Annotated in this window: 12 protein-coding genes; 9 read left to right on the top strand and 3 right to left on the bottom strand. The window is 58.0% G+C overall.

The features are described from left to right. Positions 1-246 precede the first annotated feature (246 nt). Positions 247-1,161: a LysR family transcriptional regulator gene (locus ACXAH3_RS05955; protein ID WP_474861128.1), complete on the bottom strand. Its 915-nt coding sequence runs from the start codon at positions 1,159-1,161 to the stop codon at positions 247-249. Positions 1,162-1,226: 65 nt separating this feature from the next. Between ACXAH3_RS05955 and ACXAH3_RS05950 the strand changes: the two genes are divergently transcribed. The 4 genes from ACXAH3_RS05950 to ACXAH3_RS05935 are packed head-to-tail and all read left to right on the top strand — an operon-like array spanning position 1,227 to position 4,920. Next, positions 1,227-1,775, top strand: a complete 549-nt coding sequence (locus tag ACXAH3_RS05950; protein ID WP_474861127.1) for a P-loop nucleotide/nucleoside kinase family protein — start codon at positions 1,227-1,229, stop codon at positions 1,773-1,775. Continuing rightward, complete coding sequence (locus tag ACXAH3_RS05945; protein ID WP_474861126.1) at positions 1,772-3,163, top strand: MATE family efflux transporter; 1,392 nt, start codon at positions 1,772-1,774, stop codon at positions 3,161-3,163. The genes ACXAH3_RS05950 and ACXAH3_RS05945 overlap by 4 nt, the downstream gene beginning before the upstream one ends. Further along, a complete protein-coding gene (locus tag ACXAH3_RS05940; protein ID WP_474861125.1) occupies positions 3,153-4,583 on the top strand; it encodes an MFS transporter in 1,431 nt (476 codons plus the stop codon). Before ACXAH3_RS05945 ends, ACXAH3_RS05940 begins: the two co-directional genes overlap by 11 nt. 10 nt (positions 4,584-4,593) lie before the next feature. Further along, positions 4,594-4,920, top strand: coding sequence for a DoxX family protein (locus tag ACXAH3_RS05935; RefSeq protein ID WP_474861124.1), 327 nt, complete (start codon positions 4,594-4,596; stop codon positions 4,918-4,920). Between the two features lie 8 nt (positions 4,921-4,928). Here ACXAH3_RS05935 and ACXAH3_RS05930 read toward each other — a convergent pair whose 3' ends face one another. Then, positions 4,929-5,120: a hypothetical protein gene (locus tag ACXAH3_RS05930; protein ID WP_474861123.1), complete on the bottom strand. Its 192-nt coding sequence runs from the start codon at positions 5,118-5,120 to the stop codon at positions 4,929-4,931. 108 nt (positions 5,121-5,228) lie between these two features. Between ACXAH3_RS05930 and ACXAH3_RS05925 the strand changes: the two genes are divergently transcribed. Beyond that, positions 5,229-5,861 carry a tyrosine-type recombinase/integrase gene (locus tag ACXAH3_RS05925; RefSeq protein ID WP_474861122.1) on the top strand — a complete coding sequence of 211 codons (633 nt, stop codon included), beginning with the start codon at positions 5,229-5,231 and terminating at the stop codon, positions 5,859-5,861. 670 nt (positions 5,862-6,531) lie between these two features. Continuing rightward, the gene (selD, locus tag ACXAH3_RS05920; protein WP_474861121.1) at positions 6,532-8,709 is read left to right on the top strand and encodes a selenide, water dikinase SelD; all 2,178 of its coding nucleotides are present in this window, start codon (positions 6,532-6,534) and stop codon (positions 8,707-8,709) included. Here selD and mnmH read toward each other — a convergent pair. After that, positions 8,706-9,758: a tRNA 2-selenouridine(34) synthase MnmH gene (gene mnmH / locus ACXAH3_RS05915; protein WP_474861120.1), complete on the bottom strand. Its 1,053-nt coding sequence runs from the start codon at positions 9,756-9,758 to the stop codon at positions 8,706-8,708. The genes selD and mnmH overlap by 4 nt on opposite strands. Before the next feature lie 175 nt (positions 9,759-9,933). Between mnmH and ACXAH3_RS05910 the strand changes: the two genes are divergently transcribed. The 3 genes from ACXAH3_RS05910 (at position 9,934) to ACXAH3_RS05900 (ending at position 13,333) form a co-directional block, all read left to right on the top strand. Then, positions 9,934-11,181, top strand: coding sequence for an invasion associated locus B family protein (locus ACXAH3_RS05910; protein ID WP_474861119.1), 1,248 nt, complete (start codon positions 9,934-9,936; stop codon positions 11,179-11,181). 11 nt (positions 11,182-11,192) lie between these two features. After that, positions 11,193-11,894 carry a hypothetical protein gene (locus ACXAH3_RS05905; RefSeq protein WP_474861118.1) on the top strand — a complete coding sequence of 234 codons (702 nt, stop codon included), beginning with the start codon at positions 11,193-11,195 and terminating at the stop codon, positions 11,892-11,894. A 188-nt stretch (positions 11,895-12,082) separates the two neighbouring features. Then, positions 12,083-13,333 carry an imelysin family protein gene (locus ACXAH3_RS05900; protein ID WP_474861117.1) on the top strand — a complete coding sequence of 417 codons (1,251 nt, stop codon included), beginning with the start codon at positions 12,083-12,085 and terminating at the stop codon, positions 13,331-13,333. Positions 13,334-13,358: the final 25 nt, after the last annotated feature.

Genomic DNA, 13,358 nt, shown 5'->3' with positions numbered 1-13,358 from the left:
TCCGATCGATGCGAAGTCTGCAGAAATTCACGTCAATCCACGCCGCCATTTTCAATCAGTTTAGCCACCAACGTCACCTCGAGACCCGTATCAGATTTAAAGAACTCCGCGTCCAATCGTTAACCGATTGGTGCAATTTGTTTGCTTGCTAGAAGTTGGAGCAGCTGGCATTTGAGACGAGTTCGAATTCGTCTGACAGCACCTTCCAGCTTTATTTGCGGCTCCAGCCTGTTTCTTTAGGCCGTGTTAACCATTTCTGGTCCGGCGCGATAACCGCTCGCCAAGCTCTTGTGCCAGCGTATCAAAAACAATCCGGATACGCCGGCTCGTCTGCAGTTCCCTGTGTGTGACAAGCCATACCGGTGACGACAGAGACGGGCAATCAGCAAGGACCTTTTCGACAGTCGGCTCCGCATCGCCGATCGCCTCTGGTAGCAACGCCACACCGTAACCCGCTTTGACGTGCTCCCATGCGACCACGCCATTCGCGTTCGAAATCACGAAGCGCTCCGGTCGAACTGGAAGCCCTATGTGATTGAGTCGGGCAATGAGCTGTTCGGGGTCGGAATTCCCGATGAATTCATAGTCAGCAATTTCACTTAGGTTGCACGGGCGGCCTACACGGTCCAAGTAGCTCGACGCAGCATAGAGATTGGAACTGAAATCCCCCAAACGCCGCGCGATAAGATCGGGTTGATCTGGTCTAACATGTCGGATCGCGATGTCGGCCGCGCGGTCCGTCAAATCCTCCACCTTGCGAGAGGCAAGCACGCGGACCTGAATGCCCGGCGCGGTCTCGCGCAGCGGCTTGAGCACGCGGGGCAGAATGGTCGTGGACATCAGATCGGTACAGGTGACAGTAACCGCTCCTATGATATCTTGCGAATTCCCTTCGGCGACCATCGAGATCAACGTGGCCGCTTCCCCCATCACACGGACATGGTCGATGAGGTCCCGACCAGTTTCAGTCAGCGTGAGACCCCTGACACTCCGCTCAAATAAGGTAACACCAAGAGTTTCCTCCAAGGAACCGATCTGCCGGCTCATGGTTGGTTGGCTGGTTTTAAGCACACGCGCGGCTGCGCTGAATGACCCTTCCTCGGCGATTACGAGGAAGGCGCGCACTTGGTTCCAGTCGAATGAAACAGCCTGCCAGTTCATACATCTGCGTATAGCAGATGAAGAGATTCCTGCAATTTTCCAAATTTAAATGCCAGGCTAGAGGTATGTCGAACCAGGAGACCAAGCCTATGCATGCCCACCAGCCTACTTTACACATCCTTTGCGGTAAGATCGCTGCGGGCAAGTCAACACTCGCGGCTCGCCTCGGCAGCCAACCGGAAACCGTCATCATCGCCGAGGACACTTGGCTTGGCGCTCTCTTCTCAAGCGAACTACAGTCTGTCGAAGATTACGTTCGGTGCTCGTCGAAGCTCCAAGGCGCCATGGGCCCACATGTGGAAGCGCTACTTGCCTCTGGCATGTCGGTCGTTCTGGATTTCCCGGCAAATACACCTGGCCAGCGCCGCTGGTTCAAGGACATCCTCGAGACCACCGGCGTTCCCCACACCCTTCATTTCCTCGACGTCTCGGACGAGGTCTGCCTGGAGCGGCTCCACGCGCGCAATACCGCTGGGACCCATCCTTTCACGGTGACAGACGCTCAGTTCCTCGAAGTCACAAGCTACTTTAAGGCGCCAACGACGGATGAAGGGTTCAACATCGTTCGCATTGGCGATGGGTGCGAGGACCAGACTGAAAGCCCATCACCGTGAACGGCGCTCCACAAAACCCATTTCTCGAAAGGCCTCTGGTTGTACTGTACCTTCGCACGGCCTTTCCGATCATCATGCTCCTTGCGGTGCATGGCTTCATTGCCATAGCCGATGCGTGGTTTCTCGGCCGTTTCGTGGGGGCGGAAGCCTTGGCCGCTGTGACGCTGATCTTCCCGTTTTACATGGGTGTCGTCGCGCTTTCGTCGCTTGTATCCGCTGGGTGTTCGAGCTTAATGGCGCGGCACCTTGGCGCCGGCAGATGGGATCGTGCACGCAAGGTCTTCACCGAGGCGCATGGCCTTTTGCTGGTGCTGAGCCTTGGGCTGCTCGTGCTCTTCTCGCTTTTTGGCGAAGCATCCGTGCGCCTGGCGGCTGACGGCGATGTCTCGCTCGTCGTTCTGGCCATGCCCTACCTGAAAATCACTGTCCTGTCCGCTCCGCTTACATTCCTGCTCGCGCTCAACACCCGGGCCCTGCAGAACCAGGGCCGTATCCGCTTTATGACCGGGATGAGCTTGATCGTGTCGGCGGCGAATATCGGCTTCAACTATGCCTTTATCGTCGGGATGGGCCTCGGTGTGGCAGGTTCTGCCCTTGGTACGGCCGCGGCACAGGCTTTGGGCCTGGGGATCATCTACGCGTTTGGCCTTTCCAAGGCCACGACCCTGTCGCCAACGGACGTCATCGTCGGTCGGCTTCTTGCGACATGGCGCAGCATCCTTGCACTTGGGGCTTCGCATAGTTTGGGCCTTCTGAGCGTTTCGATCGCGTCGCTGTCAATCATCACTGTGCTGCAAGGGTTTGCTATCGATACCTACGCCGACACCGTCTCGGCCTACGGCATCGTTACGCGGGTCCAGACCTTTGCGTTTCTGCCCCTCTTGGGGTTGAGCCAAGCCATGCAGTCGATCACCGGCAACAATTATGGCGCAGGGCTCACGTGCCGTGTCGGCACGAGCCTGCGCATCGCGGTCGTTGCCGCGCTCGCCTATGGCGCAACGATACAGTTGGGGCTGTTCCTCTTCGCCGAACAGCTCGGCCTCCTGTTCGTCGATGATCCTGCCGTTGCGGCGGAGCTGACGGGCATCTTGCCACTTGTCTTCCTGACATTTGTCCTGACCGGGCCATTGATGATCGTAAGCGCGCATTTCCAAGCCATCGGCAAGGCGCGGACGTCGATCCTGCTCGGCCTGTCAAAGCCTTATCTCTTTGTCATCCCGATGATCTTCGTTCTGCCGCTTGCTCTGGGTGAGATGGGTCTTTGGCTCGCATGGGCCGTAGGTGACGCCCTACTGCTCGCCCTGACCGTCCTGGTCCTTTTCTGGCGCACAAGCAGGACGCTCGCGCCCGCCAATTCTCAAACCGCTGGAGCAGGCCATGTTTCGTAAGGTCGACCAACCCACCATGGTGATCTGCCTGATCGCCATGCTGAATTCGATGGGGCTCGGGCTCATCGTGCCCGTGATGCCCGAATTGCTATCGGAACTCGGCGACGGTTCGATTGCAAACGCAGCAGCGATCGGCGGCTATCTATCTTTGGTATTCGCCGCAATGCAGTTTGTCTTCAGCCCAATTCTGGGCGCGCTGTCCGACAGGTTCGGCCGCCGCCCAGTGCTTATCGGATCGCTTGGGCTCGCTGCTGCCGATTACCTACTTATGGCGATGGCGCCGCATCTCTGGATGATCTTCATCGGCCGAATGCTCTCTGGCGCAAGCTCAGCGACCGTCTCGGTTGCGAACGCCTATCTCGCCGACCGATCTTCCGAACAAGACCGCGCCAAATCCTTCGGGATCGTTGGGGCAGCCGCAGGCATTGGTTTTGTTAAGGGACCCTTTGTCGGAGGGCTGTTGGGCTTGATAGGCCCGCGCGCACCATTCGTGGCTGCGTCTGTCCTTTCCCTGTTGGCCCTATTGGGCACGCTGAAGGTCCTGCACGAGTCAATGTCTGAGGAGGATCGGCGTCCGATCTCCTGGGGCATTGTCAATCCGCTTGCCCCTCTGCTGCGGCGCGCGGCGGGCACATCAACGCTCCTCTTCGCTGTCTTCTTCTTCGATGCATTCGCCGGCTTCGTCTTCCCGGCAGTCTGGGTTTATTTCGGGGCTGTTCGGTTTGGCTGGGACAGCACAATGATCGGACTAAGCTTGGGCCTGATGGGGCTTTACTATGCGCTATTCCAAGCTGTTCTGCTGGGCCGCCTTACTAACTGGATGGGCAACCTACACACCGCCCGGTTGGCGATTCTTACGGGAACCATTGGGTTTCTAGCGCTGGTCTGGATCCAGTCCAATTGGATCACCTGGGCGCTACTTCCGCTCTTTGCGTTCCGCGGGATCGCCGCGACAGCGATCATCAGCGAAAGCTCGGTAAAAGTCGACCAAACCCGGCAAGGAGAACTGCAGGGTACTTTCGCAAGCATTGCGGCGCTTGCCTCCTTGATCGCCTTTCCGGTTATGACGCAACTGTTTGCCAATCGGCTTGAATACCCTTCAGGCGGGACCTGGAATGCCGGAATGCCCTTCTCGCTTGCGGCAGCCTTGTCCGCCTTGGCGCTGCTGCTTCTAACGCTTGGCAGTAAGGCCACGAGCCTTCCGCCGCGAACATTTGCCTCTCGGCTCAAAGCCTCATCACCCCCCTATTCGCTTCAAAATTGGAACCTGACACATGATTACACCGATGATCGTCCTCTCTCTCCTTTTCCTCCCTCTCATGGCAACATGGCTCAGCAGCCGCGCCAGGAAGTTGCATTTGGGCGGCACGATCGGTATTGCGCTCGCCTTCGCATTCTTTGGCACCGGCCATTACGTTGAGACTGAAGCCATGACACAGATGCTTCCGCCCTTCGTTCCTTTTGCGACGACCCTAGTCTTCGCAACCGGTGTGCTTGAGATGGCAATTGCAGGAGCGCTTTTGCATCCCGCAAGCCGACGGGTGGCTGGTTTCGCTGCCATCGCTGTGCTCATTGGGTTCTTCCCAGCGAATATCTATGCCGCGCTTAATCACACCGGCATGGGTGGCCATGCTTGGGGGCCAGTATACCTCCTGGTTCGTGTTCCTCTTCAGGCGCTCTTGGTTTGGTGGGTTTGGTACTTTGTGGTGCGACCTGAAAGTTCGACAGTTATCAAGCCCGCCGCTGCCGGCCAATAGAAAAACGATCAGGATGCATCGATACGTTTGGGGGTGTCACAGACGGCATTCTCTTTTGGGGTAACGGTGCTCCCTTTCCCGACATCGATCTGGTAGTTTTCGAATTCCTGGAATGGATGCATTGATGCCGCGGAGAGCATTCTGAGCGAAGCGTCCACATCAGGAAAGCCGACATTTGTCGCCCGTGCAGCATCGGTCAAATTGGGCTCACTACCGCCATCGGAGGCAGCGCAGCAAACCCGTGATATGGTTCCTCGTCAACGTCGGGTTGTCGTTGTGGGCGGGCATGGAGGATCGGAGGATCAGTCATGGAAACACCAAACTTACCAGCCATTCGAGTACGTCGCCCTGCATGGAACAAAGGCCGCATTGTCGGTCAGAAACGGCCACTGAAGCCAAAGCATGTCTTGGCAATCCGTGTTCGACTTGAATTGGCAGAAAACCATCGCGACCTCGCAATCTTCAACATGGCGATTGACAGCAAGCTGCGCGGCTGTGACCTGGTGAAGATGAAAGTCGTCGATGTCATGGCGTCGGGCCAAATCAAAGAGCGCGCTTCCGTTCTGCAAAGCAAAACCCAGAAACCGGTGCGTTTCGAGATTTCAGAATGCACTCGAGCCTCGGTCGAGAAGTGGATAGAAGACGAGCTGATGATCGGTTCCGAGTACCTTTGGCCTGGCCGCTTCCACGAACGCCTGCATATCTCGACACGCCAGTATGCGCGGATCGTCCTCGATGGGGTCACATCTATCGGTCTGGAGGTGAGCGAATATGGCACGCATTCTCTGAGGCGAACAAAGGTGACCCAGATCTACAAAAAGACTGGCAACTTGCGGGCGGTTCAACTGTTGCTGGGCCACACCAAGATGGATAGCACCGTCCGGTATCTAGGCGTCGAGTTGGAGGACGCGCTAGCAATAGCTGAGACCATTGAAATCTAATGAAACGGGCCGTCTTCAAGGGCGGCCCATAGCAGGCGTCCTAAGGGTGTTAATTTGCGTCCTGAGAACTGCCAATCGTTGTTCGTGATCGGTTGGAAGCACCCTTGAAGCAATCAGTCAGTCTACAGAAAACAACAGGTCTTCACCTGCGTGCCGAGGGAGCAAGTTCAGGCGCATGCGAAATTTGCAGAAGTTTGGCTCCGTTTACGCTTCAATCTACAACCTCTTCAACTCGGAACGTAACCTTTGCGCCAGATCCAATTTCAAGCGGAATCGCGCCGCTGCTCTAGCCGTGTGCGCGGTCTCATTGCGGAACAAGGGGTAGTTTCACTGTCTAACCAGAGACTGGTTCGAAGTCGTCTGGCAGCACCGCCATTTTGGTTTCTTGGGTAATAGCACTGGATTAAGTGGGGAATCGTTTCTCGTGTTGATTGTGCTAATAACCTTAAGATTGCCAGTTATCCACCAATCTAGTCCTTTTCTTCGTTTGTGAGCCCTGCGCATCATAAAAATTACCATGTGCATGGGGCGTTCTGTTGACACAGGCGCCTGATTGTCTGGTGGCTGTTGTTTTCCGGCTGATCTGTCGCGCCCTTGTGATGGGCTGGGTGGTGGCCAATCTGCGCATGTTCGGATATCGCCTTGGGTGTCGTTTCAAAGGTGATCCATCATGCAAGCCCTGCCTGTGCTGACCAAAGATCTTGTGCTGATTGGAGGCGGTCACGCCCACGCACTTGTGCTGCGTCAATGGGGGATGAAGCCATTGCCCGGCGCGCGTCTTACGTTGATCAACCCGGCCCCGACCGCGCCCTATTCGGGCATGTTGCCGGGTCATATTGCTGGGCATTATACGCGCGATGCACTTGATATCGACCTTGTGAAATTGGCGCGGTTTGCTGGCGCGCGGCTGGTGATAGGCCATGCCACCGCCATTGATCCTGCGGCCAAAACCGTCACGGTCGAGGACGGGCGGCAGATCGGCTATGACATCGCGTCCATTGATGTGGGTATCCACGCGCAGATGCCGGACATTCCCGGGTTCGCCGAACATGCCTGTGGGGCCAAGCCGCTGGACGTTTATGCAACCCGGTGGCAGGCATTTTTGCAAACTGCCCGCGCAGGGGAAGCCGCACCGCATGTGGCGGTGATCGGAGCGGGCGTGGCTGGGGTGGAATTGGCGCTGGCAATGGCACATGCGCTTAGGGCTAAATCCGACACGAAGGTGCATTTGATCGAAGCCGGGCCTGACATTACAGCGCGCGCCAAGGCGGCGCGGGCTCCGTTGCGGGCGGCGCTGGATGGTTTGGGGGTGGGGCTGCACGTCAATGCCTCGGTCGCGCGGATCGCGGCGGATCATGTGGAGCTTGCGGACGGGACCGAGCTGGACAGCTGCTTCACGGTCGGTACGGCGGGCGCATTTGCGCATGGCTGGTTGCAAGACACACCGCTGCCCTTGACCACGGACGGGTTTATCCCAGTCGATCCCAGTTTTCAGGTGCAAGGTTGTGAGGGGCTGTTCGCGGTCGGCGACTGCGCCGAGCTGCCCGACCCGCGCCCAAAGGCAGGTGTTTTCGCCGTGCGCGCAGCACCGGTGCTGGCTCATAACCTGCGCGCGTCCTTGACGGGCGGCACCCTGCGCCCTTTCAAGCCGCAAGATGACTATCTGAAACTGATTTCGATGGGCGACAAACGTGCCTTGGCCGAGAAATGGGGCCGTGCAGTCACCTTGCCCGGCTTGTGGCGCTGGAAGAACCATATCGACCAAAAATTCATGCAGAAATTCCGAGACCTCCCAACCATGACGCCCACGCCATTCCTCGGTGAACGCGCTTTGGGCGAGGGTGAGGCGGATGTGCTGCCGTTGTGTGGGGGATGCGGGTCGAAAATCGCGCCGGACAACCTGACTGACGCTTTGTCCAAGCTGGATCTAGCTCTGCCAGACAAGGTTCTGACCGGGCCGGGCGACGATGCCGCTGTGCTGCAGGTGGGGGGCGTGCGACAGGTGCTGACCACCGACCATCTGCGCGCGTTTACGGATGATCATGGGGTGCTTGCACGGATTGCTGTAAATCACGCCATGGGCGACATCTGGGCGATGGGTGCGCAGCCGAAAACCGCAATGCTGTCGGTCATATTAACCCGGATGAGCACCGCGCTTCAGTCCCGCACCATGGACGAAGTGCTGATGCAGGTTTCGGATTTTCTTGCCGACGAACAGGTCGCCTTGATCGGCGGCCATTCCAGCATGGGGGCCGAGATGACCATCGGCGTTTCCATGACCGGCGAGCTGCCAGAGGGGGCGCAGGCTTTGACCACCGCAGGCGCGCGGCCGGGGGATTGTCTGATCCTGACCCGCCCCATCGGCTCGGGCACGATATTGGCGGGCGAGATGCAGGGGCGCGCCGATGGGCGCGATGTGGTGCGGCTGATGCAAAATATGGCGCGCTCGCAAGGGGATGAGGCGCGGATCTTGCGCCCCTTTGCAACGGCCATGACAGACGTGACGGGCTTTGGGCTTGCCGGGCACTTGATGGCAATTTGCCGCGCCTCGGGCGTTGCAGCCGAGCTGAATTTGGCCGCCATCCCGACCCACTCGGGGGCTGAGGCACTGGCCGCTGACGGCATCCGTTCAACCATCCACGCCGCGAACGAAATGGCCGCTCCGGTCGTCGGTGCAGACGGCCCTAAGGCCGTGTTGTTGCATGACCCTCAGACGGCTGGTGGGTTTCTGGCGGCGGTGCCGGAACAGGCCGTGCAAGAGGCCATGGATGCCTTCACCGCAGAAGGGCGTGGTGCTTTCCTTGTCGGGCGGCTGGAAAGCGGAGCGCCGGGTATTTGCTGCCGCTAGGTGATTGTTTTCGTTCGTAGGATCAGGTCTGCAGCGGTGGCGTTCAAGGTCTCGTCCGACAAGTCGGGTAACGCAATATGCATGGGTTTCGGCGCGTCCTTGCGGGTGATGCGACGATAGCGTGGATCATAATGAGTTTCGATCAGCCCTGCCGCCAAGGTCTGCATGTCACCGTCGCGCGCCAGCCCATGCCACAGGCCCACCTGTTCGCGCCCATGATAAGGAACGAGCTGGTCCAAGATGTCCGACAGCCGCGCAGGATCTTCGATCACGTCCGTATAATCGCGTGCCAGATGTGCCGCACGGGCGGGCAAGGGGGCAGACAACGCAAACCGATCTGCGCGGATCATCTTTTGCCACAGGCTGGGCGGAACGATCAGGCGACCGATCTTGTTGCTCTCGGCCTCGACAAAGACGGGTTGGGTCGGGTCGAACCGGCAAAGCGCCATCGCCAACTGGCTTTCGAACCATTTCTGACTTGGCTGCGCTTGGCCAACCAACCCGAACAGAGACCCGCGATGGCTGGCCATGGCTTCAAGGTCCAGCACCTGCGCACCCGCCTTGTTTAGCGCCTGCAACAACCGGGTCTTGGCGGTGCCTGTGCCTCCGTCGATCAACACCAACGGGTGCGGCAGCGGATCGTCATAAAGCAGCGCCTTCACCAAGCGGCGATAGGTTTTGTACCCGCCTGCAAGCTGCTGGGCGCGCCAACCGATTTGCGACAGGATCGACACGACCGAGCCAGACCGTTGCCCGCCCCGCCAGCAATAGACCACGGGTTTCCAGCTGCCCGGATGCTCGGCCAGCACGGTTTCCAAATGGCTGGCCACGTTTCGCGCCACCAAAGCTGCCCCGATCTTGCGCGCCTTAAACGGGCTGTCCTGCACATAGATCGTGCCCACACGCGCTCGTTCCGCGTCGCTGAGCGCGGGCAGGTTGATGGCGCCGGGGATGTGATCCTCGGCAAATTCGGATGGCGCGCGTACGTCGATGATGTCATCCGCGTTCAGCGTAGCAAGGCTCGCCAATGTGTCGAGTTTCAGAGGCATTTGTGTCCTTTGGGTTCTTGGCATCGGTGGTAAAGCACAGCGTGGCCCGGCACCAGAGGACTAAATTATTTGAAAACGGACAAATTTCTTGGATGAATCTTTGAAACTTGCGCGGGGCAGGGGCTATGCTGCGGTTAATTGTAAGAAATTAATTCACGAAGGGATGGATCACGACATGACCAGATCTCAGTTTTCGGGCCTACGGTATCGACGGTCCCGGTGGTCTGCGCTTCTTGGGGGGATTGGGGCGGTGTTGGCCTTGGCCTCGAGCGCGCAGGCGGACACCGATTATTCGGTGATCAAGAACAAAAAGGGCAATTGCTCGGTGGTTTTTGAGCCGACAGAACGGACGTCAAAATCGTCACCTCAGTTTGTGGCGAGCTATGCAAGTTCGGGCAAACGCGGGCTGGTATCGCTTGGTGTCGAGCGGCCGGATGACTGGAACCTGCTTCAACTGGTTCATCGCAATCAACGCCAGAATTTCGAGGGCATCGACGAGGTCCGGCCAAAAGACCTTGAGGATGAGCCGCTTTGGACGAGCTTGGGTAAAAATCCCGACAAGCCCGTGCTGTTCCACCTGACAGGCCGAGATGCGAACGAAGAGTTCCACTCGTCCAGCTATCACACGCTGTCTATGCCCGAAGTTGCCACAATCTTGGCCGAGGAATGCGACGCCAAGGGTGGGCCGTTCAAGCCCAGCGAAATTGGCAGCCTTGAAGAGGAAAAAGCACTGGGCCTGAAGCCGCGAGAGATCCGCCATATCCGTTGGGTTCTGCACCAGAAATACTCGGATGCGGTGGATGTGGGCCGGGGTGCCATGACGGACGCTGAACGGGATATGCTGGCGCGGTATGCCGCGGAACGGCAGATGGAACCATCACGGTATTTGAACGCGGACCTTGCCGCGCGATTGAAGGCGGAAACCTTCAAGCCCAAGCGCAAGAACCTTCGCCGTGAACCGGGATTCAAGCGGTTTGAAGACTGGATCAGTTATGATGATGGCGAAAACCAAACTTGTGCCATCGTAAGTTTCGCCAAGCAAAACAAGGGGTTCAGGACCTACACAGTGCCACGGATGGAGATCCACGCCGACCCCTCGGCGCGTGGGAATTCGCTTTTCTTTGATTTCGTGACACCCAATCGATTCAACAATGACTTTCCAATCACGGCCACTGTCGATGGCCGCAAGATCCGGCTGCATATCGAAGACGGCCGCGTTCGGCCTGTCGATCTACGCAATGGTTTCGCCTCTGCCGACATCGTGCGGGCCATTCGTCGCGGAAAAGAGGTTGTGATCCGGGGCACTGGAATGAACGGGAAAGCGAAACACGTGGTCCGGTTTTCGGCATTGGGCTTCACTGCCGCCTTCAACAAAATGGCTAACGATTGCGACCGCCCACGCATTCGCGAGTGGCTGAGATAAGGATGAAGCCGATGAAAAAACTTATGTACACGGCTATGAATTGCACCGCTGCTGTCGCACTGGCGGTGGTGACTGGCTTTGCGCAACCGGCACAGGCTCAGGCAGGGGCACAGCTGGAAACCGGGGTGAGTCTGACGATTGTCGCGGATGTTAGCGGGGATGCACAATCCATGACTGCTCGCAAGGCGCAGCGCTTGGTACGCGACATCGAGGAAGAACTTGGTGATGTCTGGAAACGCGTAGAGCTTTCTCTTGTTGCCTTTGGTAATGGGCTGGACACCCGCGTTGATCGCCAGCGTGATATCGACGCAAATGAGATCAAGGCGCTTATCGAAAGCTATGACCCGGAAGCATCTCCTCCGAAAGAACCAATATTACATGCGCTGCACACGACCAGCCGCAAGTTGGAAACGCGCGCAATCGGGCAATTCGTTGTTGTTCTGTCTGGTGGCAGTTTGCGCGAGCAAGGGCCAGATAACAGCAATCTGCAACGGCCAAAGATCACGTGGCCAGACAATACGCATTTGATCTTGGTGAAGGCAACGCCTGAAGTTGGGCGGGATCTGCGGACCTTGGGAGAAGCACTGGAGCCGCGCGCCGAAAGTGTTCGGGTTCTGGGGTTTGGCGCGGAAGATCGGGCCAGCAAACGTATCGTTGAATTGATCTCGGATGGCGCTCAATCCTTGCTTCTTGAACTTATCAGCAACGACTAACCTGTCGCCTGCACCGCAATCCGATCAGCCTTCCGAATTGCATTCGCGAAACACAACCCGGCCAACTTGGCCGGGTTTTCTATTGGTCGTAACAGAGGTGTAAATCCGACTAAAAACATAAAGAATATTCTTTACCTGACAAAAATGCTCTGCTAACCCAGCGGGGACTGAAAATTTACGAGGTTCTCATGATCCGCAAAACTCTTTTGGCCACCTGTGTTGCCAGCTTGGCCACATCTACCGCATTTGCCGCCACCCCTGAAGAAGTTGTCACCAACTATGCCAATATTGCACTGGCCGGTTACGAAGACAGCTTGACCACTGCCAAGGCGCTGAAAGCCGCCGTTGACGCGCTGGTCGCAGCACCTTCTGACGCCACGCTGAACGCTGCCAAGGACGCGTGGCTAGCCGCCCGCGTTCCCTATCAACAAACCGAGGCGTTCCGCTTTGGCAACCCGACCGTCGATGACTGGGAAGGCAAAGTGAACGCATGGCCGCTGGACGAGGGCCTGATCGACTATATCGCCGCGGATTACGGCGCGAATGACGAAAACCCGTTCTCGACCGCGAACGTGATTGCCAACGCCAAGCTCAGCGTAGGTGGGTCGATGATCGACGCCGCCACCATCACGCCTGAACTGCTGGAAAGCCTGCACGAGGTTGAAGGCATCGAAGCGAACGTCGCCACCGGTTACCACGCCATCGAATTCCTGCTGTGGGGCCAAGACCTGTCGGGCACCGATCACGGCGCAGGCACCCGCCCGGCGTCGGATTTTGACACCGCGAACTGCACCGGTGGCAACTGTGATCGCCGCGTTCAGTATCTGGTTGCTGCTACCGATCTGCTGATCTCGGATCTGGAAGACGCGGTTGCCAACTGGTCGGAAGGTGGCCAAGGCCGCACCGACGTTACCACCGACGCAGCCCAAGGCGTGAAAATGGCTTTCACTGGCATCGGCTCGCTGTCTTATGGCGAACAAGCGGGCGAGCGTATGAAGCTGGGCCTGTTGCTGAACGATCCCGAGGAAGAGCATGACTGCTTCTCGGACAACACCCACAACTCGCACTATTTCGACGGTCTGGGCATCCGCAACGTCTATACCGGACGTTACGTGCGCGTGGACGGGTCGGTTGTTGAAGGTGCGTCGCTGTATGATCTGGTGAAAGCCTCTGACGAAGCGCTGGCCGACAACCTGCTGGGCGACATGAACTCGACCATGATCGCGCTGGGTGACATCCGCACCGCAGCCGAAGCCGGTACCTCCTATGACCAGATGCTGGGCGCAGGCCATGCCGGTGGTGCTCTGGTGCAGAACGCCATTGACCGTCTGGTTGATCAGACACGCAACATCGAACGCGCAGTTGCCGCCGTTGGCGCAGGCGAGATCGAAGTTGAAGGGTCCGACAGCTTGGACAACGAAGCCGCGGTTTTCGAATAAGAACTGATAAGTTCAACAGGGAAGG

The sequence above is a fragment of the Aliiroseovarius sp. ABM4_368 genome (assembly GCF_056161205.1).
Note: the sequence above shows the minus strand (reverse complement) of the source record. Positions and strands in the feature narration are given on the sequence as shown.

What these genes read in the sequence shown, in the direction of transcription:
- ACXAH3_RS05955 (WP_474861128.1), bottom strand. Translation starts at nt 1,161, where the DNA reads ATGAACTGGCAGGCTGTTTCATTCGACTGGAACCAAGTGCGCGCCTTC.
- ACXAH3_RS05950 (WP_474861127.1), top strand. Translation starts at nt 1,227, where the DNA reads ATGTCGAACCAGGAGACCAAGCCTATGCATGCCCACCAGCCTACTTTA.
- ACXAH3_RS05940 (WP_474861125.1), top strand. Translation starts at nt 3,153, where the DNA reads ATGTTTCGTAAGGTCGACCAACCCACCATGGTGATCTGCCTGATCGCC.
- ACXAH3_RS05935 (WP_474861124.1), top strand. Translation starts at nt 4,594, where the DNA reads ATGACACAGATGCTTCCGCCCTTCGTTCCTTTTGCGACGACCCTAGTC.
- ACXAH3_RS05925 (WP_474861122.1), top strand. Translation starts at nt 5,229, where the DNA reads ATGGAAACACCAAACTTACCAGCCATTCGAGTACGTCGCCCTGCATGG.
- selD (WP_474861121.1), top strand. Translation starts at nt 6,532, where the DNA reads ATGCAAGCCCTGCCTGTGCTGACCAAAGATCTTGTGCTGATTGGAGGC.
- mnmH (WP_474861120.1), bottom strand. Translation starts at nt 9,758, where the DNA reads ATGCCTCTGAAACTCGACACATTGGCGAGCCTTGCTACGCTGAACGCG.
- ACXAH3_RS05910 (WP_474861119.1), top strand. Translation starts at nt 9,934, where the DNA reads ATGACCAGATCTCAGTTTTCGGGCCTACGGTATCGACGGTCCCGGTGG.
- ACXAH3_RS05905 (WP_474861118.1), top strand. Translation starts at nt 11,193, where the DNA reads ATGAAAAAACTTATGTACACGGCTATGAATTGCACCGCTGCTGTCGCA.
- ACXAH3_RS05900 (WP_474861117.1), top strand. Translation starts at nt 12,083, where the DNA reads ATGATCCGCAAAACTCTTTTGGCCACCTGTGTTGCCAGCTTGGCCACA.